Genomic DNA, 23599 nt, shown 5'->3' with positions numbered 1-23599 from the left:
GCTGGCTGGCGGGGCCTTGATTCGTCTGGACGCTTTGGTGTCATTGTGCCAGACTTCCGCGCCGATGGGCAGGCATCGTCGTGCTGCGCATTCTGTTGCGAACCCAGTGCTCCGGACGCAGGAAAACATGGACGTTTCGATCGTTATTCCGCTCTACAACGAAGTCGAGAACGTCGAACCGTTGTACGAAGCTGTCGAAGCCGTGATCTCGAAGCTCGATCGATCATCCGAAGTCGTGTTGGTCGACGACGGTTCGCTCGATGGAACAGGTAATGCGATCAAGAGTTTGGCTGCGAAAGACCGGCGTTTCAAAGTCGTCTCTTTTCGCGGAAATTTCGGTCAAACCGCGGCGATGGAAGCAGGTTTACACGCGGCGACGGGTGACGTGGTCGTCACGCTCGACGGCGACCTGCAAAATGACCCCGGCGACATCCCGATGATGCTCACCAAGTTAGATGAAGGTTTCGATCTCGTTCATGGCTGGCGGAAAGATCGACAGGACGCGCTGCTGCATCGCAAAGTCCCATCTTGGATCGCGAACGGACTGATCTCCTGGGTGACGAAGGTGCCGGTGCATGATCTCGGCTGCACGCTCAAAGCGATGCGGCGTGAGGTCGCCCAGGAACTGAACCTCGTCGGCGAGATGCACCGCTTCATTCCGATTCTCGCCGCCCAGCGCGGTGCGAGGTGCGCCGAAGTCGTCACGCGGCATCACCCTCGGACCCGCGGCGTCTCGAAGTACGGTATGGGACGGGTCTTCCGAGTGCTGCTCGATTTGATGACGGTTCACTATCTGACGAAATACCTCGCTTCGCCGATGAAACTGTTCGGGATGGCTGGCTTTTGCTGCGCTGGTGTTGCAGCGATCTCCGGCACGACGACCGTCGCGATGAAACTCGGTTCGGGAATCGATATGACCGGCAATCCAATGCTGTTGCTGACGGCGTTGTCGATCATGGCGGGCGTGCAGTTTTTTGCGATCGGTTTGCTCGGCGAACTCATCACCCGGATCTACTTTCAGTCGCGCGGAGTTCCCCCATACGCCGTGCGTGAAAAGATCAACTTCGACTCCCCCGATGAAGAGTCGCACGATGTCGGGCTGAAAGCGGCCGCCTAGAGTCGGACCGAAGCGGAGCGACAAGCAGGCGCCCGCTCGCCGATTGATGAGTTGATCGACCCGCCAGCAGCAGATGAGGCTTCATGTCGTCGCTATCCCATGCCACCGCCGGCTCGGTTGTGTCGATCGGAGCAGCCCCCGTGGCGTCGGCCCGGCTGTCGCGCGCGATGAAGCCCGCGATGCTGGCTGCTTTTGCGGCCACGCTGTTCCTGTTCTTTCAACTCGGAACTTGGCGACCTGCGGGGCACCACGAATCGTTGGCGATCGTGCCTGCGCAGGAGATGCTGCGCACCGGTGATTTTCTCGTTCCGACCTACGCCGGTGAGCCTCGGCTGCGGAAGCCGCCTCTTGTCTATTGGACCCATGCCACGGTCGGGCGTTTGGCCGGTCGGATCGACACTGCGACCGCACGCCTCCCGAGTGCCCTTGCCGCGGTCGGTTTGGCGATCCTTCTCTTTTTCTGGGCGGATGCGTGGTATGGACGAACGGCTGCCGTCGCGGCGTTTCTTGCTCAGGTCTCCAGTGTCTACGTGGTGACTTACGGTCGTTCGGCCGAGGTCGATATGACCCTCTGCCTGCTTTCGACTGCCGCGCTATTTCTGATCGCGCCGAAAGAGGCGGATGATCGGGGGAGCCTCTCTTACCGAGACGGGACGATCATTGGCCTGCTAGCCGCCGTCAGTTGGCTCGGGAAATTTCATTTCGGACCGGCGATGATTTTCGGTGTCGCGATCGTTTGGCTCACGCTGCGAGGTCGCCGAGACCAAATCCGGAAACTCTTACTGAATCCCGGCACGCTTGTGGCATTGCCGGCTGCCATCTTCGTTTGGCCAATGTTGCTGCTAGCCGAACGACCCGACGCCATCGAGATCTGGTTGGTCGAGACGGTCGGCCGGGCGGTCGGGGCGACCGGATCGTCACCGATTTGGTACTACGTTCCGCATTTGCTCGGACTGTCGATGCCGTGGACGATCTTCGCTATTCCGGGGGCGGTGCTGAGTTTTCAGGCTGCCTGGCCGTCAACGGCAGCCTCTTTGCGTCAGCGATTCTCGTGGCGGGCGACGTCGGCCCGTCGTGACGCTCGTCCGACCGATCTGCGAGAACGCTTTCTTTGGGTTTGGTTGTTGACCCAATTGGCGATCCTTTCCCTGTCGGTCAATAAGCACAGTCACTATCTCCTCCCGGCCCTCCCAATCTGTTCGCTGTGGGCCGCTCGGAGAATCGAGCAGTTGCGAAAATGCGCAGCGCGGGGCGAACCGCTGCTGAATGTGCCCGCAACTTGCGTCGCAGTCGCGGCCGTACTGGCCGGTCTCGTCTATCTGGTGATGCGATTGGATGCGCGGCACGACGTTCCGGTGCTTTCGCTTTCGACGCTCGCCGCCTCGATATTCGCGTCGGCTGCAATCGTCGCGCTGGTGCTCCTTCCGTTGCGCAAGCCGAAGACCGCGGCGATTTTGATCGGCGGAGTCGGATGCTTCGGATTCATCGTCGGGTTGATGTGGGTGCTCCCCTCAAACGATGGCCGACAGGAAGTGGCCGCCTCCGCGCAGCGAGTTGATGCGTTAGTGCCGCCATACGAACCGTTATTCGCATTCGACATCGGTGAGCACGCGGTCGTTGGTCATCTGGACCGGCCGATTAAACGAGCGAATTCGATTGCCGGACTCCGGCAGATGTTGGCGGTGCGGGATGCGATTTGGGTAATCGCTCCCTCAAAGTCGACTGCCGTATTGCACACGCACAGATGGGTAGATCGAGATTGGAACGTCCCGTTCGGAACGACCGACCTGAGAGTGGTCCGTCTCCGGCCGGTCGACCGGTCTGAACACGGGCGAGTTCGATAGCAGTCGATCGCGCCACTCGGTGGGGCAGACCGGTTCGATGCCGCGTCGCCGATCCTACTAGCACACTCGACCGAAGCGACCGCGACGTGTTCCGCAGGACCGGAACCCGCAATTCGTCGCCGCAACGAGTTCGTAAACTTCGGGTTGTAGCGAACAGACAGAGCCTTCGGCGCTCCGGCCACGAAGGTGCTGCGACATTTCGCCCCGCCAACTCGACGATTGACACATTGCGTGCGCGGGGCCTACAGTACGCTGTTCGATAATGAATCCGCATCAGTATTTGCATATTGCATATAGGCCGCATGCACCTGAAAGACGTGGAAATTTTCTGCGAAGTCGCCGCCCGTCGGAGCTTTTCGAAAGCGGCCGAGGCGCACGGTCTTTCGCAATCGACGGCCAGTCACGCGGTGGGATCCTTGGAAAAGCGGCTCGGGACATTGCTGATCGATCGATCGAAGCGTCCGCTCGAACTGACCGGTGCGGGGCAGGTGTATTTCGACGGCTGCCGCGATTTGCTGGCGTCGATCCGGTCCGTCGAAGATCAGGTGCAGCAGTTTTCCGACCGCCTGAGCGGGCGGCTGTGTGTCACCGCGATCTATTCGGTCGGCCTGCTCGAAGTCGAATCGGCCATCGATTGCTTCATGCAGAGTCATCCGGACGTCGACGTCCGGTTGGAATATCGGACGCCCGACGGGGTGTATCAGAGCGTGCTGAACAATGAATCTCACTTTGGCATCGTTTCGTTCCCGCGTGACGGCGGCGACATCGACTGCATCCCGTGGCAGTCGCAGAAAATGGTGGTGGCTGTCGGGCCCGATCATCGCTTCGCAACGCGTGAGGAAGTTTCGGTGGCTGAGTTGGCGGGCGAGCGTCTCGTCACGTTCGACTCCAATTTAGCAGCGCGGAAGCAGATTGATCGCTGGCTGCGTGATGCCGACGTTGAAATGACCGTCCTGCGCGAATTCGATAACGTCGAGACGATCAAACGTTCGGTCGAGATCGGTAGCGGGGCGGCGATACTGCCCGAACCGTTGCTGAAACGCGAGATTGCCTCGGGTAGCTTGGCAGCGGTCCCACTTTCCGATGCCCATTGGTATCGGCCGCTCGGGTTTATTCACCGGCGGAATCAGGCCTTGGTCATCGCTGCTCAGCGGTTAATCGAACTGCTTTGCTCTGATGATTTTGTGGACATCGAACCGCCGGCGGCGGTGGGTGTCGCAGGCTGAGACGATAAGGGGTCTGCGGAGCGGACCCCGGAGCTTTCGGAGATGAGGAACGTCTCCGGCGGGAGGTTGCAGGCTGCAGCCACGACCGATCACCGATGGCGTAAGTAGACGAAGTTCACACAAGGTTTTGCGGAGATCGTTCCGGTTCTCGGAACATTCGCTTTATTAAGTTGAGATTTGACGATGAGTCACGACAACCACACATCGCCTGCGTCCAATAGCCTCCCGGAGTCCGTACTTAATGGCGGGCGTCCTCCCGCACATGGTTTGTACGATCCGGAATTTGAACACGATTCGTGCGGCGTCGGCTTCATTGCCGACATTAAAGGTCGCGCCACGCATCAAATTCTGCTCGATGCCGACCGGATGCTCGTTCATATGGAGCATCGCGGGGCCTGCGGATGCGAATCGAACACGGGCGACGGGGCGGGGATTCTCACCGCGCTGCCGTACGAGTTCTTTAAGAAGAAGGCTCAGACCGATTTGGGAATCGATTTGCCGGAGCAGGGCAAATTCGCAACCGGCATCCTGTTCCTGCCGAAGATCGATAGCGAGCGGGATCAATGTAAGCAGGTGTTCGAACGCCTGGTCGCCGAGCAAGGTCAGCAGTTCCTCGGCTGGCGGAGCGTACCGACCGACCCGGACGCTGCCGATATCGGACCGAGTGCCCGGGCGTGCGAGCCGGTAATGGAGCAGCCCTTTATTGCGGCTGCTGAAGGAATCGATTCCAAAGAGTTCGATCGCCAACTCTATATTATTCGCAAAGCGGCCAGTCGTGCCCTGCGGTTGGAAAGCGATCTCGATCAGCGACTGATGTTCTACGTCTGCTCGTTGTCGACGCGTTTGATGATCTATAAAGGGATGCTCTCGGCTCCGCAGGTGCGGCCTTACTTCCCGGACCTTAATGACGAGGCGTTTACCACGCACCTCGCGATGGTGCATTCGCGGTTTGCGACGAACACATTCCCGAGTTGGGATCGCGCCCAGCCACTGCGCTATATGGCTCACAACGGTGAAATCAATACCGTTCGTGGTAATTCCAACTGGATGAGAGCTCGGCAGGGCGTGATGCGGAGCGAGCTGTTCGGCGACGACCTTCGCAAGACGTTTCCAATTGCTGAGCCGGAATGTTCGGACTCAGGTAATTTTGATAACTGCCTCGAACTGCTCGTCCAAGCCGGCCGCCCGATCCCGGAAGCGGCAATGATGATGATTCCCGAAGCCTGGCAAAATCATCATGCGATGCCCGAGCAGAAGCGGGCATTTTATGAATACTATTCTACAAAGATGGAGCCTTGGGACGGCCCGGCCAGCGTCTCGTTCACCGACGGCAAATACATCGGCGCCTGTCTCGATCGCAACGGCTTGCGGCCGAGTCGCTATTACGTAACGCACGACGACCGCGTCGTCATGGCGTCGGAAGTCGGTGTCAGTTCAGTCGAACCTGAGAATGTAAAATTTAAGGGTCGGCTGCAACCGGGCAAGATGTTTTTGGTCGACTTCGAAGAGGGGCGGATCATCCCCGATGAAGAGTTAAAGCAACGCTTCTCGTCGGCACGGCCCTATGGCGAATGGCTTAAGAGCGAACGGATTGAACTCGGCGAACTGGCGGCCGGTCCGACCGAACCGGAAGACGATTCCGAAGCGTTACTGCGGAAGATGAAGGCGTTCGGTTACACCACCGAAACGCTGAACTTCATGCTCGTGCCACTCATTAAGGCGAAGAAAGATCCGATCGGCTCGATGGGAGATGACACGGCGCTGGCGTGTCTCTCGGACAAGCCGCGGATGCTCTACGACTACTTCAAGCAACTGTTCGCCCAGGTGACCAACCCCGCGATCGATTCGATCCGCGAAGAAGTCATCATGTCGCTGGAGTGTTCGATCGGTCCCGAGGGGAATCTGCTGGGAACGGAAGCGAGCGACTGTCAACGGCTGCTTGTACCTCACCCGATTCTGACAAATGAAGAAGTCGCTTCGCTCAAGGCGATCGACCATCGCGGTTGGACGAGTAAGACGATCGACATCACCTTTCCGCGGTCAGAAGGAGCCGACGGGCTTAAGGCGACGTTAGAGCGTATTCGCAGTGAAGCTCAGCAGGCGATCAACGATGGTCATAGTCTGGTCATATTAAGTGATCGGGCGATTGATGCCGACCACGTCCCGGTTCCGTCCCTATTAGCAGTTGGCGCAGTGCATCACCATCTTGTGAAGCACGAGCTGCGCACGCGGATCGGCATTGTGCTGGAGTCCGGCGAAGCCCGTGAGGTCCATCACTTCTGTCTGCTTGCAGCCTATGGGTGCGATGCCGTCAATCCTTACATCGCCTTCGAATCTCTTAAGCAGGTTCTTAAAGAGGGGGGTGTCTCAAAGCAGGAATGGACGGACGAAAAGCTCGTCGCGGCGTATCGCAAAGGCGTGGCGAAAGGGATGCTGAAGGTGTTCGCCAAAATGGGCATCTCCACCTTGCAAAGCTATAAGGGCGCGCAAATTTTCGAGGCGCTCGGGCTGGGGCGTGAAGTCATTGAGGCGGCCTTCGTCGGCACGGCCAGCCGCATCGGCGGAATCGGACTCGATATGGTGGCGTCCGAAGCGATCCGTCGCCATGAATTAGGTTTTCCCTCGCGGACCGAAGGCGAAGACCTGCCGATTCTTCCAAATTTGGGACTGTTCGCTTGGCGGAAAGGCGGCGAAAAGCACGCTTGGAATCCGCAGACGATCGCCGCCGTGCAAGCCGCGGCGCGCACCGGCGACAAGGCGGCCTATAACCGCTTCGCCGACCTCGTCAACGAAGAGACGACCCGCAATGCCGCGTTACGGGGGCTGATGCGGTTTAAGTTCGAAGTGTGCAAATCGGTGCCGCTCGAAGAAGTTGAGCCGGCGTCGGAAATCGTCAAACGATTCTGCACGGGCGCGATGAGCTACGGCTCTATTTCCGCTGAGGCGCACGAATCGCTGGCGATCGCGATGAATAAACTTGGCGGCAAGAGCAATACCGGCGAAGGGGGCGAAGACTACAAACGCTTTGAGCCGATGGAAAACGGCGAAAGCAAGCGGTCTGCCATTAAACAAGTCGCGTCGGGCCGCTTCGGCGTCACGTCGTGGTATCTCACCAATGCGGATGAACTGCAAATTAAAATTTCGCAAGGGGCGAAGCCGGGAGAGGGAGGTGAATTGCCCGGGCACAAGGTGAATAAAATCATCGCCGCGACTCGTCACTCGACGCCCGGAGTCGGGCTGATCAGCCCGCCGCCGCACCACGATATTTACTCGATCGAAGACCTCGCCCAGTTGATCTTTGATTTAAAGAATTCCAACCCGTCGGCGCGAGTGAGTGTGAAGCTCGTTTCAGAGGTCGGCGTCGGGACGATCGCTTCGGGTGTGGCCAAAGGTCACGCGGATAATATCTTGATCGCGGGAGATTCCGGCGGCACGGGCGCCTCGCCTTTAACGAGCGTAAAGCACGCGGGCCTGCCTTGGGAGCTCGGGTTGGCCGAAACGCACCAAACGCTTGTGATGAACGATCTGCGAAGCCGCGTTCGGATTCAGACGGACGGCCAATTAAAAACCGGTCGTGACGTCGCGATCGCGACACTGCTGGGGGCCGAGGAATACGGGTTCGCCACGGCTCCGCTGATTACGCTCGGCTGCATCATGATGCGGAAGTGTCACCTCAATACCTGCCCCGTCGGCATCGCCACGCAAGACCCCGTGTTGCGTGAAAAGTTTAATGGTCAGCCGGAGAGCGTGGTCAATTACCTCTTTATGGTCGCGGAGGAATGTCGTGAGATCATGGCGAAGCTCGGCTTCCGCACGATCAACGAGATGGTCGGCCGTTGCGACGTCCTGGAGCAGGATCGCACGATCGACGATCCGAAGGCGCAGGTCATTGACCTTAGCGCAATTCTGACCCCGGCTCGAAAGCCGCACGATGCGGTCCAAGTGTTTTGCGATCGGGAACAGGACCACGGCCTCGACGACGTAAAAGACGTCTGGCTGATTAAACAAGCCGCCGATGCATTAGAAGACGGTGACCCCGTCGAAATTGAATGCGAGATCGAAAACATCGACCGCGCATTTGGGACAACCCTCAGTCACGAGATATCCAAGCGATGGGGGCAGGACGGTCTGGCCGAGGATACGATTCGCATTAAAGCGAGTGGATCGGCGGGCCAAAGTGTGGGTGCATGGGGCGTTCGTGGATTAACGATCGAGGTCGACGGTGATGCGAATGACTACGTGGGCAAAGGGCTTTGCGGAGCGAAGATCATCATTCGTCCGCCCGCGGTCTCTACCTTTGTGCCGGAAGAGAATATCATCATCGGTAACGTCGCTCTCTATGGGGCGACCGAAGGCGAACTCTACGCCCGCGGTATCGCTGCCGAACGCTTTTGTGTGCGAAATTCGGGTGCGAAGGCGGTTGTCGAAGGTGTCGGCGACCACGCCTGTGAATACATGACGGGTGGCCGCGCCGTGATTCTCGGGCCGACTGGACGAAACTTCGCAGCCGGCATGTCAGGCGGAATCGCCTACGTGTACGACCCGAATGACCATCTGCTGCCGAACTGCAATTTGGAGATGGTCGACCTTGACCCTGTCGAATCGGACGCGGACGAAGCGGAACTACGTGAATTAATCGATGACCATTTTCGCTACACCGACTCATCAGTCGCGAAGGCAATTTTGGACGACTGGGGTGGTGAGGTCGCTAAGTTCGTTAAGGTCATGCCGCGCGACTTTAAACGAGCTCTCGGCGAATTAGCCGACACTGCCGCAGCAGCAACCGAATCGAAAGAGCCGTCCGCGGTCGTCGCAACCACAGGAGGGCAGAATTAATCATGGCCACCGCGACGGCGACGACCTTGGAACGACCTCCGACGATTGCCGATTTGGTTGAAGAACTTGGTGGTATCCCCGCCGACCGGATATTGCTTTTGCCGTCACCCGGAACGGCAGGCGATAACGAGTTGCTGGCAGTCGAGGGACGGGACGCATTATATGAGTTGGTTGATCACGTTATCGTTAAGAAGGGTGCTATGGCCGTAGTAGAGAGCCGGTTGGCTGCGGTGCTTCTCGCGATACTTGAGCAATTCCTAGAAATTCACCGGTCCGGTATTGTGTTTGGGCCAGATCTCGATCTCCGGATGTCCGGAGGCAATGTGCGTAAGCCAGATGTTTCTCTGGCCCTGAAAGGTCGGTTCCCGGATGGCCGGCTTCCGATGAAGGCGATTGGCGAATTCGGCTTAGACCTTGCCGTAGAGATACTCAGTCGCTCGAACACGCCCGCGGAGATGCATAAGAAGCGAGTCGAATATTTTAACTCCGGCTGCCAGCTTGTCTGGGAGTTAAATCCGCGAACCAGAGTTTGTCGCGTTTATTCCTCCGCTGATGACTACACCGAACTTACGGAAGAAGACTCGTTGAACGGCGGGGATATTCTTCCCGGGTTCGAACTCTCGATCAAAGAATGGTTCCGACGAGCGGAAGAAGTTTGACGGACACTACATACTGACTGGTTGCTTTCACTCTCGACACTCAACTCTTGACTCTCGACTTCTATTATGGGTAACCCCACCGGCTTTAAGACGATCGAACGACAGAACGCTCCCGAGCGGGACGCGAAGCTGCGGATTCTCGATTGGAAAGAATTTCATCTCGATCCGCCCGAGGAACAGCTCCGCGATCAGGGGGCCCGCTGCATGGATTGCGGGGTCCCCTTCTGCCACACCGGTGACCTGATGGCCGGGATGGCCACCGGCTGCCCGATTAACAATCTCATTCCGGAATGGAATGACCTTGTCTATCGTGGTCGCTGGCGCGAAGCGCTCGACCGACTGCATAAGACAAACAACTTCCCGGAATTTACAGGCCGAGTCTGCCCGGCACCCTGCGAAGGCTCCTGTGTGCTCGGGATTATCGAGCCCCCTGTTGCGATTAAGAGCATCGAATGCGCGATCATCGATAAGGGTTTCGAAGAAGGCTGGGTCGTTCCGAATCCCCCGGAGAAACGAACGGGGAAAACGGTTGCCGTCATCGGCTCCGGTCCCGCAGGGCTTGCGGCTGCGGCGCAGTTAAACCAAGCCGGGCACAAGGTGACCGTCTACGAGCGAGATGATCGCATCGGCGGCCTGCTCATGTACGGTATTCCGAATATGAAACTCGACAAGGCGGAAGTCGTTCAGCGTCGCGTCGATATCATGGAGGCCGAGGGCATCAAGTTCGTGACGAGTTGTAAGGTCGGCGACGACATCACCGCTGACGAACTTAAGAAGAAGTTCGATGCGGTGGTTCTGGCGACGGGTGCGACGGCCCCGAATGACTTTTTCGCAAAGACACCGGGTCGCAGCCTGAAGGGAATTCACTTCGCGATGGACTTCTTGCGTCCGAATACGCAGAAAGTGATGGGGGATAGTCCGAAGGGCTATATTTCTGCGAAAGGAAAGAAGGTCCTGGTCATCGGAGGTGGCGATACAGGGACCGACTGCATCGGAACGTCGATCCGTCAGGGATGTGAGAAAGTCGTGACTTTTGAAATCGTGCCGCAACCCCCGGGCGAAAGAACCGCCTCAAACCCCTGGCCTCAGTGGCCGCGTATTCTTCGCGTCGATTACGGTCATGAAGAAGCGGAAGCGAAGTTCGGCGACGACCCCCGGCAGTTCTCGATTCAAACGCTCGAATTCGTCGGGGATGCCAAAGGGAACGTCAAGTCGATCAAGGCCTGCAAGGTCGATTGGTCGAAGCCGGTTAAGAATGGTCCGCCGTTCAGCGTCGTGCCCAATTCAGAGTTCGAGGTCGAGGCTGATTTAATTTTCCTCGCCCTCGGCTTTAAGGGTCCGGAGCCGACCGTCGCCGAGCAATTGGGTGTCGAATTTGACGTCCGTGGCAACTATCAGGCCGAGCACGAGCAATACACGACGAATGTTGACGGTGTGTTTGCCGCAGGCGACTGTCGACGTGGCCAGAGCTTAGTGGTGTGGGCGATCAACGAAGGTCGCGGCGTTGCCCGCGAATGCGATCGTTATCTGATGGGATCGACGAAGCTGCCGTGAGCTGGGGAGGCAAATTGGCATTTCGAAGGACGGACTTAAGATGAACGAAGAAGACCTAAGGCCGAGTACGCCTGTCAAGATTCTTCCCGACCCGGTTATTGAGGCTTATAAGGTCGATGTTGATCGTTCGCTGTTAGTAAGGAACTTGAGGATGACCCCGAGCGATCGACTCGCGCAGCTTGAGTCAATGGCTGAATTCGTTGCATCCACGCGAGGGCGAGGGGGGTGTGAAAATGAAGACCGAGTTTATCGAAGTTCTTAGTCGATTGAGTGATGCTGAGGTTCATTTTATTCTGATCGGGGGCGTTGCGGCTGTTCAGCATGGAGCCGCGCGATTCACGCAAGATATCGATGTCGTCTATGAGCGATCTCCGGAAAATCTCGAACGTCTCGCGGACTGTCTTTCGTCGCATCGCCCGCAATTGCGAGGAGCGCCACCGAATCTTCCGTTCTTGTGGGACGCGAAGACGTTGGATCGCGGGCTTAATTTCACGCTGCAAACAGACCTCGGTGCAATCGATTTGCTCGGCGAGATCACCGGTGGGGGCGGCTACGATCAGCTTCTGCCGCACTCAGTCGAAATGAAGATTAGTGGTAGAAATGTCCGCGTCCTCGATCTTCCCATGCTGATTCACGTTAAACGCGCCGCCGGTCGGCCGAAGGATTTCGAAGCCATTGCGGAGCTCGAGATTCTGTTGGAGATGCGAGAGGCCGACGACGGAGCCGACGGCGAGTCTTAACACGTTGAGGCCGAATCGCTATTACGCGACAACATCGGGGAGACGGCCGTCGCTGTCGCCAAAGCGTTTGACGTCTTTTGCCCCGGCGGTATCGAGCAAGTTCAGGAACAAATTATTTAGTGGTGTTCCGCGAGAATAACGCAGGTGACGACCACCTCTTAGGCGTCCGCCTCCACCCGCAAGGACGATCGGCAGTTCGTCATGGCGGTGTTCATTCCCGTCCGATAGCCCGCTGCCATAGAGCACGATCGTGTTGTCGAGCAGATTGCCTTCGCCGTCCGGGGTGTCTTTGAGCCGACGGATGAAGTAAGCGAATTGCTCGCAGAGGTAGCGGTCGATCTTTGTCAGCTTCTCGATTTTGTCGGACCGTCCCTGGTGGTGCGAGAGCGAGTGGTGACCGTCGGTGACCTCAATTTGAGGAAAGGTACGATTGCTGGCGGCTCCGGCGAGCATCAATGACGCGATACGTGTCGAATCGGTCTGGTACGCCAGGACCATCAGGTCGTACATTAATCTCGCGTGTTCTTCGAAGTTGTCGGGTTTTTCATCCGGAACCCGAAAATCGCGGGGCGGTTCGATCGCCTTTCTGTCCGTCCCTTCGACCCGGCGCTCGACTTCGCGCAGGCTGCCGAGATACTCATCGAGTTTACGTTGATCACTCTTGGCGATCCGGGTCCGTAGCCGGGCCGATCCCGCAGCGACGGTATCCAGGACACTTTTGCGCGTCGCAATCCGACGTGCCTGAGCAGCGACCGATCCCTTGCCTTTTGAGCCGAACAATCGCTCGAAGACCGCCCGCGGCTTCACCTCCTTCGGCATCGGCTGCGTCGGGCTGCGCCAGGAGATCGTATTCGAGTACGCGCAGGAGTAGCCGCTGTCGCAACTGCCGGCGTTGCGCCCGGCGTCGATCCCTAATTCGAGTGACTTCAGACGCGTCTCATATCCGATCCGGTCGGCGGCGAATTGGTCGATGCTTTGGCCGACATGCAGGTCGGACTCACTCTTGTTGGCCCGGGCACCGGTCAGAAAGGTTGCGGCATTGCGAGCGTGGTCGCCGCCACCATCGACGTCGCCGAGCAATTGGGCCAGCCCGCTGACGACCAACACGTCTTCACGAAACTCGCTCAGGGGAGACAGAGTCGGGCTGAACTTGAAGTCGGTACCGGTCCCTTGGGGGCGCCACTGATCGGGGACGGCTCCATTGGGAAAGAACACAAAGCCGAGGCGGACAGGGGGCTGATTCATACCCGATGACGAATTCGCAGAAGCCGCCAGCGACTCGAGCCAAGGCAGGGCGATCGCGGAACCGGCGGCCCGGAGCACGGTCCGTCGAGAGATCGAGTTGCGCATGATGGTCATCCTTACTTTCGGCAAGGGGACTTAATTTGTCTCGGAGGCCCGCATCGTGAATGGATCGCTTAAGGCGATGCCCACGATGATCTCAGAGAAGCGAAATCCGTTTTTCTCGGCACGGTCGACGATGCGTTCGACGGCGCAGCGATCACGGCGATCGATCGTTCGGCCGAGGGCGTACGTCATCATTTTGCGGACGAAGTTGGTGGCGAACAGGCGGCGTTCCGACGCGAGTAAGTCGATCAGATCGACTGCGTCCTCGAACTCGCCCCGTTCCGGCAATTCGCCCGACGAATCAATGCGGTGCCCATCGAATTTTTCTCGCCAAATGCCGAGCACATCGTAGTTCTCAAACGCCAAGCCGATCGGGTCCATCGAGGCGTGGCACGAAAAGCACGCAGAACTTTCTCGGTGCAGAGCTAATTGCTCCCGCAACGGCAAATCGGGCGCGGCTTCCTTGGCTTCATCAAGCGGCGGGATGTTGGCCGGTGCGGGGGGCGGGGGAGTGCCGAGGATGTTCTCCAGCACCCACTTGCCTCGCTTAACCGGCGACGTCTCGACCGGGTTGGAGGTAACGGCGAGAACTGCCGCCTGAGTCAGCACTCCACGTCGATTCTTCGGAAGGTCCACACGCAGGTAGGTCGACTCTTCTGGGAAACTCGGCCCGCGCGAGTCCTTTCGTTTCACTTTCGAGAGTTCCCGTCCGGAGAGCGAGTCGAGATACAATTGCAGCGGGTCTTTGCCACGCCATTTGATGTCGTAGAGTTCGGCCAGTCGCGGATTGACGTAAGTGTAATCGGCCGTCAGGAAGTCCAAAATGCTGCGATCTTTACGGACGATTTCCTCGGCGAACAGTTCCGTCTCGCGCCGCATGGCGCGGGCGAGTTTCGTGTTCCATTTGCGGTACAGCTCGGGTTCCGGGGCCGTCGCGTCGAGGTTTCTCAGGTTGAGCCATTGAGCGAAGAATCCTTCGTTCAAGGCGTCAATCGTCTTCTGTTCTTTTAGCAGCCGGCGGACCTGCGATTCGATTTGTTTGTCGGTTCGCAGCCGTCCTGCATCGGCGGCTCGACGCAGTTCTTCATCGGGCAGCGTTGACGTCAAGAAGTACGACAGTCGGGTGGCCAACTCGTGGTCAGAGAGTTGTCGGTCGGGGCCTTGCTCGACCGGCTGTTCGACGCGAAACAGGAATTCGGGCGAAATTAAGACCGCTTGCACCATGGCTCGCACGCCGAGCTCAAACGATCCGCTCGATTCCGCAATGCTGGTCGTCAGCGCGGCGAATCGCGTTATCTCTGCTTTCGTGGCGGTTCGACGAAAGGCCCGTCCCGCGAAACGCTCCGTAACCTGACGAGCGGCCTTGTTCAGTGAGCCCGCTCGACGCGGGTCAGTTGAAACGATTTGGCGATGATGTTCAGGAGGACGCGGGGCGCCGGCTTCCGGTCCCCAGAGCTTGACGCCGTTGACGTACAAATTGCGGTCGACTCCGCTTTTTGAACCTTCCGCTTCCACATAATGGTCATTCACGAAGGCGACGCTCAAGTTGTGTGACCCGGCCTGTTCGATGTCGAACGTCAGTTCGTATTCACGTTCCCGCTGGTTTCCGCGAATGTCGAATCGCCGGAGCCGCTTGCCGTCCAGAAGGACCTCCATGCGTGTTGGCTCGTCGCCTCCCTGGTCCGCCATTGCTCGAACGGTGACCTTGTAACGGCCGGCCTCGGGCAACTCGACGGTGCGAGTTTCCGTGCGGTCCCAAAGAAAGCTACCGGTCAAATCGAGTGCGATATCCTTTGTTGACTCCAAATCAACGACGATCGCCTCTTCGGCAATCTGCTCAGCGGCAGTGAGGTACTTCTCCAGCATGAGCGGGCTGACGGTGAGGATGTCGGCCTGATTGTCGAACCCGTTGCCGACGTCATCGGACGGGAAGTGATCGGCGGCGTCGAATTCGATGCCGCACAGATCGCGGATCGTATTGCGATATTCGATGCGGTTAAGTCGACGGGCGGTCGCGCGACCGGGGTGGGGCACCGAACAATCCTGCTGGTTGAGCAGATCGTCGAGGCCTTTGACAAAGCCGGCGCGATCCGCTGCGGTCGGCTGCGGCTCGAAGTCGGCCGGGGGCATCGACCCGACTTTGACCTGCAGCAGAATCTTGTCCCACGAGTCGAGGTCGTCCAGTAATTCTTTTTCAGAGTCGGGCGCGATCACGTCGAGGCCGGCTTCGGCGAACTCGCCCGCGTGGCAATCCGCGCAGTGGGTCGTCAAGAAGGGCTTCAACTCGGTGGCGAAGCGATCGGGGCGGGGCGGAATCGCTTCTTCGGCCGTTGCCGGAATAGCGGCAAAAACGAGCGAGACCGAGAGAATTGCTCGACGCATGGCGGCCCGCGCAGCATCAAGAGGTTGGTGAAATTGCCTGACGTCCATGGCGGACCTTCGAAAGTACCGAACGAGCCGGGAGGGATGGCACGTGGTAATCGGGAGGAACCGGCCCTCAGGGTAGGAGGAATCCTACGCCGACGGTCGGTGGTTGTCCTAAGCCAAGTTATCGCTGAGCGTCGATGCGTGCAACATGAATTACCGGTTATGCCGGTTAAGTCGACTTTGCGGGCGGGTTCATGCCCGAGGTCGCCGCATCGATCGACACCAGAGCGGTCGCGTCACAATCTCCAGACGCACATTGGGTTCAGCACAACAGCCGGCCCGCGAGTGGAACTCCACCACTCAGGCCTTTAACCCCGAGTGTTTTAGCAGCGGTTCCGGGCTTGGTTCACGGCCGCGGAATTCTCGGAAGACCTCCATCGGATGTCGTCCGCCGCCGGAGGCGAGGACCGTTTCGCGAAAGCGTTTGCCGGTCTCTCGCACGGCATCGTCATTGTCCAATCCGACTTCGACGAACGCTTCGAAGGCGTCGGCGCTGAGGACTTCGGCCCACTTGTAGCTGTAGTAACCAGCCGCATATCCGCCGGCGAAAATGTGGGCGAAGCCGCACAGGCTCTTGTTGTCCGGCAACATCGGCATGACGGAGGTCTTTTCGGCGATCCGACGTTGAACGTCGAACGGTGTGCCGTCGGTTGCCGGGTCATAGCTGGAGTGCAAAGTCATATCGGTCAGGCCGAACAGAATCTGCCGCAACATCTGCGTGCCGGCGCGGTAGGTGCGGGCCTTACAAATTTTTTCGAACAGCTCATGTGGCAGCGGCTCGCCCGTTTCATAGTGACGGGTGATGCCCATCAGCGTCGGCTCGTGATAGCACCAGTTCTCCATGAACTGGCTCGGCAACTCGACGGCGTCCCATTCGACGCCGTTAATGCCGGAGGCATCGGCATCGTCGACCTTGGTCAGCATGTGCTGCAAACCGTGGCCGAATTCGTGGAACAGCGTTTCCACTTCGCGGAAGCTCATTAGTGAAGGTGTCTCGCCGACCGGCGGCGTCTGATTGCAGACCAGATGTGCGACCGGTAATTGGATTTTGCCGTCCGGCAGCCGGCGTCGCTGCAGGCAGTCGGCCATCCACGCGCCGCCGCGCTTGTCCTCCGGCCGCGAATAGGGATCGAGGTAAAACGAGGCGACCTGCCGGTTGGCTTCATCGTGAACCGTGTAAAAGCGGACGTCCTTGTTCCAAACGGGCACATCACCATCGACCGGGCGGACGGTGATTCCGAACAGGTCTCGGCACAACTCGAACAGGCCGTCGAGGACACGATCGAGCGAGAAGTAGGGCCGCAGTTCTTCGTCGGTAAATGCGAACCGTTGTTCGCGCAGTCGCTCGGCGAAGAAGCCGACGTCCCAGTGCATGAGTTCTTCGACAAAGCCGGTCTCGCGGGCGATGTTCGTTAATTCGTTATGTTCCTTCTCCGCTGCGTCCCACGATGAGGTGCGCAGCTTCGTCAGCAGGCTGGTCACCTCTTCGACGGAGCGGGCCATCTTGGACGCCAGGCTGATCTCGGCGTAATTCGAATAGCCGAGCAGCTCCGCCTGTTCGCGCCGCAATTCGAGTGTGCGGTCGATGATTTCCGTGTTGTCGAATTCGCCGTCGGAGGCCCGGGAGACGAATGCGCGATACATCCGCTCGCGAAAGTCCCGCGGGCGAGCGTGCTCCATGAACGGAGTGAAGCTGGGATGATCGAGCGTGAATCGCCAAGGCCCCGACTCGACCGATGCCGGTTGGTCTCCGGCCGAGTGAGCTGTGCTGTAAGAATGCGCGGCCGCGGCAAGCGCACTCTTCGGCATGCCTTCGACATCGATCGGGTCGGTCAGAACCAACTCGAAGGCTTTGGTTGCGTCGAGGACGTTGTTCGAGAATTTCGTCGATAGCTGCGAGAGTTCTTCGGCATTGCGATTGAATCTCGCGCGGTCCTCGCCGTCGAGCCCGACGCCGGCGAGTTCCGAATTCTGAATTCGTTGCTCAATGATCCGCTGACGCGCCGGTGGCAAAGATTCCCAAGCCTCCGAATCTCGCAGTTGCATCAGCGACGAGTAAATCGGCTGACTCTGCTGCACGCGCAGGCTGTACCCGACGATTTGCGGCAGGACCGTCTCGTAGGCCTGACGCAATTCGGCAGAATTGCGGACTCCAAGCAGATGACCGACCGGCTGCCACCCCCGTTCGAACGGGCGGTCCAGCTCTTCGAGTGCCCCGATCGTCTTCTCCCATGTCGGCTCGATTTGCTCCTCGATCGTGGCCAGACCCGTGTTCGCCACATTCAACAAGTGCGTGATCGCAGGGATGACGTGTTCGGGAAGGATCGCTGCGTAATCGGGGAGGCCTTCGGTTTCGAGCAGCGGATTGCCGGCGAGTGAATTGTCCATCGAGTTATTCCATCCCTGTCGAGGCGGGTCGACCGAAAATCGGTCGCAACGTTTCTTGCAAAGAGTGTCAAAGAAGCGGCGATGGTCAGCGAACCGCTATCGAGAATCAATCAAGCGCGTTCGAGCCGGACGATGCCTCCTGTCCGGACCGCGCCGGTTGCTACAATAAGGGGGCCTGACTGGGAGACAGCTATCTACCGAAGGCTCCCGCCACCTCGAAACCCGATTCGTACGCGAAACGACACGGATATGGACTGTCGATTTCTGCTGCTCGCGACCTCTGTGTTGGCGTCGGTCTCAGGCCGGTACGCAGCTGCCGCTGAGGCTGAGAGTGCCCCGACGAACGAGAACGCCGGGCAGGAAATTGCGAAGCCTCAGTCCTCCCGCGGCGACTTGTTGCAGGGGATTCGCGAATTCCCGTTCTGGACCGACCAAGCGTTTTTCGGCCGGAACCGACTTCAGCGTAACGTGCTCACGGGACGCTATCGTGTACGTGGAGAAGGCCCGTTCAGCAAAGAACTCGGGTCCCGCGAAGAGTGCGTGGACTGGCTGGAAGCGCAAGTTGGCGATCAAGATCTTCCCGACGACTGGAACGAGCGTGAGGCCGTGGTGTTCATCCACGGGTTGGCACGCTCGCCGCGCATGTGGTCGAGCCATCAAAAAGCATTCGAAAAGGCCAGCTACGCGACCTACCAATTTGAATACGCGAGCACACGCCAGCCGATCGCCGATGTCGGCGATGCCCTGGCCGATTCGATCCGGTCGATTGGGCAGCACCCCCGCACCCACTTGGTCGTTCACAGCATGGGCGGCCTCGTGACGCGAGCCTACTTTGCGAAACATGTCGATCAGGCGGAGGACGAACTCGATCGATATGGCAGAGTCGTGATGCTCGGAACGCCCAATCGTGGCGCACAGATGGCCGACAATCTGCACCGACTCAAAGCCTTCCAAGTCCTGTTCGGGCAACCGGGACAGGAATTGACCAGCGGTCCCTTCGGCTTGGGCGGCCGACTTCCCGCCCCGCCGGTCGAATTCGCCACCGTTGCGGGCAGCTTTCCGAAAACCGGCGGGTTGAACCCGTTCGTCGAGGGGGACGATGACGGCCTGGTTGCCGTTGAAAGTACGTTCCTCGGCGGCGCTGCGGATTCGCTCGTCATTCCGAACGTCCTGCATCACGCGCTGCTGCGAGATAAGCGGGCGGTCGCCGCGGCCCTTTCTTTTGTCGAGACCGGAGCGTTGACGGAAGCGGGCCCCCGCCAACCGACCGAAGCGGGCGAATAGAACGGCCCGTTCATTATCAGCCCGCCCCCCGGAGTTTCGCGCGGTGCAATACGCGATACCGGGGGCCGTTGGGCGTCAGGTCGGAGCGAAACCACGTGATCTCCGTCGCTTTGCGGGACCCGAAGTCGTTCGCGGCATAACGCTCCAGCACGCTTGAGAATTGCCGGGGCGGTCGTCCGCGGATTCGGGCGAGCGTCAAATGGGGCCGATAGCTGTAGCGGTCCGGTGTGAATCCGAGATCCCTCAGCTCGTTCTCGATGAAGCGGTGCCAGCCTTGAATCGGGTCGGTATTCGCGATGCCCGCCCAGCAAACGGTTGGTCGCGTTTGATCGGAGAACACGCCGAGCCCGCGAAAGTGGAATTCCTCGGCGGAGAACCTTCCAACCATCCGATCAAGAACGTTGACAATCGGACCCTCCTGATGTGGAGCGGTTTCTCCGAGGAACTTGACCGTGATGTGCAAATTGTCTGGTTCGACAAGCTTGAGCCGTCTTCCCATTTTGCCGAGTTCAGCCAACGCCGCTTGAATCGCGGGGGTCGCGTGAATCGGAACGGCGATAAAACTCCGAAAATTCATTCTAACCCGTCCGGTCGTCGCCGAAACCGATCCATCGAATACGAAGAATCACGTTTCAATTTGACAGACGGCCTCAAGCACTACTGCCAGCGACGACGATATTCGAGTGGGAAGCGAAATTTCGCCTCCCACGGAAAGTACGCGGCTGAGCACACCGAGGCAGACTCAATAGTTTGCCCCAGCGACCGGGCGGTCGTTACCTGCGAAGCTGCGAAGTCCACAGGCAAAGCCGAAAGGCAAGGAATAAGCCGATGAGACCACAACTTCGAATCTTTACAGGCGATGAGACGGATACGCTCGATCAGCGTCAGGTCAGCGTTCCTCTTGAAGAATTGGCCGACGTGCTCTCCGAGGCCTCCCGCGGCAACCGCACGTGGGTTCGCGATTTCGCCAAGGATGAAATCCAGGTCTCCCCGGACCTCTACGAAGTCCTCTGCGCCTATCGACACCTCCGCCCCAGCGCCTAGGGGCATTCGCCCCTCTTGTGCCTGCGGCAGCTTGAGCGGTCGTGGCCCGATCTCTCGCTGATGCCGGGCCGCGTTGGTGGTCGTCAATACGTCGCGCACCAAGCGACGGGTTGACGAAAGTCGGTATCGATCGAGCCTGCCTGCGCTGGTCGCGGGGGTTCGATTGGAGAGGTTACGCCGGTCGTGTCGATAGTGACGGTATCGGAACGGATGCCGTTCGATCGACCTTTCGCCCCGACCGACTGATCCCGTGCGACGATTCGCCATCCTGCTGCTCATCTCCGGCTTGCCCGGCTGCGTTCTTGTCGAGCGGGGTGTCACGAACCCGATTCCGGCGATGGACGTCGTCGCGATCGCTCCCTTTCTGAATCTCAGCACCGAGCGCGTCGTCGACGGTCGCGAATTTGCCAACGCCTACTACGGCGAATTGCAGAAGGTGCCCGGCTATCAGGTGATCCCAGTCGGCGTGGTCGAGCAGGCCATGGTCGATGCGGGCATCAATCTCGATAACCCCGATGACGTCCTCCGCCTCGGTCAGGTATTGGGGGCAGACGCGGTGGTCGTTGGGGCGGTGACCGATTACGACCCGTATTACCCACCACGCATCGGGATGCAGGTCTCTTGGTATGCCACGCACCCGCCCGGTTTTGCCCCCGGCATCGCCAACGACCCGTTCGCCCGGCAGGCCATTCGCGATATCCCCAAAGCGACCAGGTGCGACAGCAGTTGGTGGGAACGAGCCTGCGGATGCCTCAAGAGCAAAGTCCCGCTCTCGATTCGCGGGCAGTCTCCGGACGCCGTCGTTCGATCAAACGAAGTTCTCGACCTCAGCGCGAAAACGGCAACCTCAGAATCGACCGCCAACGAGCGGCACATCGAAACGGTCTATGGTGACAGTTCGACGGAAGCATCGGGGCCGAAGAACGCGATCGAAACGGCGATCCACGAGTTTCGCCGGGCGAAGGCGGATTCGATTGGAACCATTTATCCGCCGCAGGCTCCCTGGACGATTCGACAGGTCAATTCGGAATCAATTGAAGACCCACTCGAAGCAGATCGCCCGCTCCCGTTTCTCGATTTCGAAGTGGTCACGCCCAGGATGAAAGAACGCGAAGAGAAGTCTGCGGCAAAGTCCTCGCTGAAATCGGCTGAGGTCCTTTCGAACAACCCTATTCCGTCGACCGAGCCGGTTCGCGAAGTCGAGTCGGTGCCCGACCCGGTTTTGGTCAAGTTTCCCGAAATTCCGCCCGCTCCGCTGACTGCCGGGGCGACTGATTCCTTGCCACCGGTCCCGCCGCCCTTGGAATTCGAAGGCGTTCCTCCAGCCGGACTCGTCGCATCGTTCCCCGAACCTGTGTGGGATCCCCGAACGCCGGTAATGAGTTATACGCGCGTGTTCGACGGCAGTGACGGAGACCTCGCCGCTTTGGTGCGCGACTATGTCGAACTGCGTGATGACCTTCGAGCCGGCGGTTGGGAAGGGTATATGCATCGCAGCGACGATTTCCTCCGCTTCGCGATGCATCGCATGATCGTGGAAATGCTGACGTTGCACGGCGGCGATGCCCGCCGACGTTACGTCTTGAAACTGAAACGGCAATTTCGCACGAAACCGAAGTAATCGCCGCTGCCAATTATAACGAATCTGACGGTTCGGACGGGTACCGGAGCGGAGACCGACCTCAAAAGTCGATGAAGGCATTAGCGACGATGTCGAGGCCCACTCGAACTACGGCTGCACGTCGTCATTTAAACAATCGTCGCGGCAACTCCAGGCGGAAATAGGTGATCGGAATAGGGGTCCTGCGGACACGCGGAGATGATTGGTTTCGACGCGATTTTGCCGTGGAACTGGACTTCTATTCGCTATCTCCGATCGCCGTTGGCGGCGGTCTCGCTAAAATCTGTCTGACGCTGGTTAAACAATACTGAGCCCTTTGGGGCCGTGATGGTCGAGGCGAATGATGAAGGGATCGATGAATGTCATCGCGCTGGCCAGACATGGCGAGCAATACATCTTTCTTTACGATGACACGAGCTTCGAATCGCTGCTTGACCAGTTCGGCCAATATGCCGCCGACGAAGAATTAAATTTTTCCTGGTACGATGCCGCGATCCTGAGCCAGAAAGTACGCCGCATTCGTGCCGAACGCGAAGTCGAGAGCGATCCGTCGCACCGCCGCGCCGCGTGACCAACTCCGCCGATTGCTCCACCCAAGAGGGCATTTATGTACGGCGAGATTGACGCCTTCGTCCGGTATCTCCGCGTGGAGCGAAATGCGTCGGAGTTGACACTCAAGTCATATTCCGAAGATCTCGGCAGCGTGCTCGAGTTCTTCAATGAGGTCAAGCAGCGCGTACCGCCGGTCGTCGAAATCGATGTCGCCGCACTTCGCGAATATGTGGCCTATCTGCATGAGTGCCAATACGCGCGCTCCACGATCGCGCGACGACTCGCTTGCCTGCGGAGTTTCTTTAAGTTTTGTCGACGCGAAGGCAAGGTCAACGCGAACCCCGCCAAGGCTTTGCGAACGCCGCGCGCGGGAAGGAAACTGCCGCACTTCTTGACCGACGACGAAATTTTAAGGCTGCTAAACACACCTCCCGCGGGAGAAGCGGCCGGCCTTCGCGATCGCGCTATCTTAGAGGTTCTTTACTCCGCGGGTTTGCGTGTCGCTGAGCTTGTGGGAATGGATCTGACCGACTGGGATCGCGACGCATCGGTCATTCGCGTCCTCGGTAAAGGCCGCAAAGAACGGATCGCTCCGGTAGGACATCACGCGACCGAAGCTTTGGACCGCTGGTGCGCCGTGCGGGAGCCGGACGAATCGAATGCCGATGCCCGCGAAGCGGTCTTTCTTAATAAGTTCGGCACCCGCTTAACGACCCGCAGCGTCGGCCGAATGCTCGATAAGCACATCAAAGCCGCGGGGCTTGATACGAAGACGTCTCCTCACACTCTCCGCCATACGTTCGCGACGCATCTGCTGGACGGCGGCGCCGATATCCGCGGCGTCCAGGAATTGCTGGGGCACAAAGACTTAAAAACCACGCAGATCTATACGCACGTCAGCACCCGTCAGCTCCGCGAAGCCTACGAACACGCCCACCCGCACGCGGGGAAGAAATAGGA

General features: G+C 58.9%; 16 protein-coding genes. 12 read left to right on the top strand and 4 right to left on the bottom strand.

Annotated elements, in window-relative coordinates; all coding sequences use genetic code 11:
- Nucleotides 1–127: 127 nt before the first annotated feature.
- The 7 genes from Pan189_RS19015 (at nt 128) to Pan189_RS18985 (ending at nt 11976) form a co-directional block, all read left to right on the top strand.
- Nucleotides 128–1117 (top strand): glycosyltransferase family 2 protein, encoded by a 990-nt coding sequence (locus Pan189_RS19015; RefSeq protein WP_145365663.1) that lies wholly within the window; start codon nt 128–130, stop codon nt 1115–1117.
- 83 nt (nt 1118–1200) lie between these two features.
- The gene (locus Pan189_RS19010; RefSeq protein WP_145365662.1) at nt 1201–2961 is read left to right on the top strand and encodes an ArnT family glycosyltransferase; all 1761 of its coding nucleotides are present in this window, start codon (nt 1201–1203) and stop codon (nt 2959–2961) included.
- 302 nt (nt 2962–3263) lie between these two features.
- On the top strand, nt 3264–4187 hold the full coding sequence (locus tag Pan189_RS19005) for a LysR family transcriptional regulator (RefSeq protein ID WP_145365661.1): 924 nt from the start codon (nt 3264–3266) through the stop codon (nt 4185–4187).
- Between the two features lie 183 nt (nt 4188–4370).
- Entirely contained in the window at nt 4371–9023 is a 4653-nt protein-coding gene (gltB, locus tag Pan189_RS19000) for a glutamate synthase large subunit (RefSeq protein ID WP_145365660.1), read from the top strand.
- Between the two features lie 2 nt (nt 9024–9025).
- The gene (locus tag Pan189_RS18995; RefSeq protein ID WP_145365659.1) at nt 9026–9682 is read left to right on the top strand and encodes a Uma2 family endonuclease; all 657 of its coding nucleotides are present in this window, start codon (nt 9026–9028) and stop codon (nt 9680–9682) included.
- A 66-nt stretch (nt 9683–9748) separates the two neighbouring features.
- Entirely contained in the window at nt 9749–11236 is a 1488-nt protein-coding gene (locus Pan189_RS18990) for a glutamate synthase subunit beta (protein ID WP_145365658.1), read from the top strand.
- Nucleotides 11237–11469: 233 nt separating this feature from the next.
- On the top strand, nt 11470–11976 hold the full coding sequence (locus tag Pan189_RS18985) for a nucleotidyl transferase AbiEii/AbiGii toxin family protein (protein ID WP_145365657.1): 507 nt from the start codon (nt 11470–11472) through the stop codon (nt 11974–11976).
- A 21-nt stretch (nt 11977–11997) separates the two neighbouring features.
- On the opposite strand, the gene Pan189_RS18980 is transcribed toward Pan189_RS18985, so the two are convergent.
- From Pan189_RS18980 to Pan189_RS18970, 3 genes are all read right to left on the bottom strand, one after another.
- Complete coding sequence (locus Pan189_RS18980; RefSeq protein ID WP_310820793.1) at nt 11998–13335, bottom strand: DUF1552 domain-containing protein; 1338 nt, start codon at nt 13333–13335, stop codon at nt 11998–12000.
- Nucleotides 13336–13356: 21 nt separating this feature from the next.
- Nucleotides 13357–15753, bottom strand: coding sequence for a DUF1592 domain-containing protein (locus Pan189_RS18975; protein ID WP_145365655.1), 2397 nt, complete (start codon nt 15751–15753; stop codon nt 13357–13359).
- Between the two features lie 297 nt (nt 15754–16050).
- Nucleotides 16051–18138: a M3 family metallopeptidase gene (locus Pan189_RS18970; RefSeq protein ID WP_145365654.1), complete on the bottom strand. Its 2088-nt coding sequence runs from the start codon at nt 18136–18138 to the stop codon at nt 16051–16053.
- Nucleotides 18139–18387: 249 nt separating this feature from the next.
- Between Pan189_RS18970 and Pan189_RS18965 the strand changes: the two genes are divergently transcribed.
- Entirely contained in the window at nt 18388–19422 is a 1035-nt protein-coding gene (locus tag Pan189_RS18965; protein WP_145365653.1) for an esterase/lipase family protein, read from the top strand.
- 16 nt (nt 19423–19438) lie between these two features.
- On the opposite strand, the gene thpR is transcribed toward Pan189_RS18965, so the two are convergent.
- Complete coding sequence (gene thpR / locus Pan189_RS18960; RefSeq protein ID WP_145365652.1) at nt 19439–19999, bottom strand: RNA 2',3'-cyclic phosphodiesterase; 561 nt, start codon at nt 19997–19999, stop codon at nt 19439–19441.
- A gap of 251 nt (nt 20000–20250) precedes the next feature.
- Between thpR and Pan189_RS18955 the strand changes: the two genes are divergently transcribed.
- The 4 genes from Pan189_RS18955 to xerC all read left to right on the top strand — a co-directional run bounded on the left by Pan189_RS18955 (nt 20251) and on the right by xerC (nt 23597).
- Nucleotides 20251–20466: a hypothetical protein gene (locus tag Pan189_RS18955; RefSeq protein WP_145365651.1), complete on the top strand. Its 216-nt coding sequence runs from the start codon at nt 20251–20253 to the stop codon at nt 20464–20466.
- Nucleotides 20467–20716: 250 nt separating this feature from the next.
- Nucleotides 20717–22087 (top strand): hypothetical protein, encoded by a 1371-nt coding sequence (locus tag Pan189_RS18950; RefSeq protein WP_145365650.1) that lies wholly within the window; start codon nt 20717–20719, stop codon nt 22085–22087.
- A 343-nt stretch (nt 22088–22430) separates the two neighbouring features.
- Complete coding sequence (locus Pan189_RS18945) at nt 22431–22658, top strand: hypothetical protein (protein WP_310820792.1); 228 nt, start codon at nt 22431–22433, stop codon at nt 22656–22658.
- A 36-nt stretch (nt 22659–22694) separates the two neighbouring features.
- The gene (xerC, locus tag Pan189_RS18940; RefSeq protein ID WP_145365648.1) at nt 22695–23597 is read left to right on the top strand and encodes a tyrosine recombinase XerC; all 903 of its coding nucleotides are present in this window, start codon (nt 22695–22697) and stop codon (nt 23595–23597) included.
- Nucleotides 23598–23599: the final 2 nt, after the last annotated feature.

Origin of the sequence: Stratiformator vulcanicus (genome assembly GCF_007744515.1) — a bacterium.
GTDB classification, from domain to species: domain Bacteria; phylum Planctomycetota; class Planctomycetia; order Planctomycetales; family Planctomycetaceae; genus Stratiformator; species Stratiformator vulcanicus.
Note: the sequence above shows the minus strand (reverse complement) of the source record. Positions and strands in the feature narration are given on the sequence as shown.

Excerpts from the sequence above, each read along its gene's own strand:
- Pan189_RS18985 (WP_145365657.1), top strand. The coding sequence starts at position 11,470 with ATGAAGACCGAGTTTATCGAAGTTCTTAGTCGATTGAGTGATGCTGAG.
- Pan189_RS19015 (WP_145365663.1), top strand. The coding sequence starts at position 128 with ATGGACGTTTCGATCGTTATTCCGCTCTACAACGAAGTCGAGAACGTC.
- Pan189_RS18975 (WP_145365655.1), bottom strand. The coding sequence starts at position 15,753 with ATGGACGTCAGGCAATTTCACCAACCTCTTGATGCTGCGCGGGCCGCC.
- xerC (WP_145365648.1), top strand. The coding sequence starts at position 22,695 with ATGTACGGCGAGATTGACGCCTTCGTCCGGTATCTCCGCGTGGAGCGA.
- Pan189_RS18970 (WP_145365654.1), bottom strand. The coding sequence starts at position 18,138 with ATGGACAATTCACTCGCCGGCAATCCGCTGCTCGAAACCGAAGGCCTC.
- Pan189_RS18995 (WP_145365659.1), top strand. The coding sequence starts at position 9,026 with ATGGCCACCGCGACGGCGACGACCTTGGAACGACCTCCGACGATTGCC.
- Pan189_RS18965 (WP_145365653.1), top strand. The coding sequence starts at position 18,388 with ATGGACTGTCGATTTCTGCTGCTCGCGACCTCTGTGTTGGCGTCGGTC.
- Pan189_RS18980 (WP_310820793.1), bottom strand. The coding sequence starts at position 13,335 with ATGACCATCATGCGCAACTCGATCTCTCGACGGACCGTGCTCCGGGCC.
- Pan189_RS18945 (WP_310820792.1), top strand. The coding sequence starts at position 22,431 with ATGAAGGGATCGATGAATGTCATCGCGCTGGCCAGACATGGCGAGCAA.
- Pan189_RS19010 (WP_145365662.1), top strand. The coding sequence starts at position 1,201 with ATGTCGTCGCTATCCCATGCCACCGCCGGCTCGGTTGTGTCGATCGGA.
- thpR (WP_145365652.1), bottom strand. The coding sequence starts at position 19,999 with ATGAATTTTCGGAGTTTTATCGCCGTTCCGATTCACGCGACCCCCGCG.
- Pan189_RS19005 (WP_145365661.1), top strand. The coding sequence starts at position 3,264 with ATGCACCTGAAAGACGTGGAAATTTTCTGCGAAGTCGCCGCCCGTCGG.
- Pan189_RS18955 (WP_145365651.1), top strand. The coding sequence starts at position 20,251 with ATGAGACCACAACTTCGAATCTTTACAGGCGATGAGACGGATACGCTC.
- Pan189_RS18990 (WP_145365658.1), top strand. The coding sequence starts at position 9,749 with ATGGGTAACCCCACCGGCTTTAAGACGATCGAACGACAGAACGCTCCC.
- gltB (WP_145365660.1), top strand. The coding sequence starts at position 4,371 with ATGAGTCACGACAACCACACATCGCCTGCGTCCAATAGCCTCCCGGAG.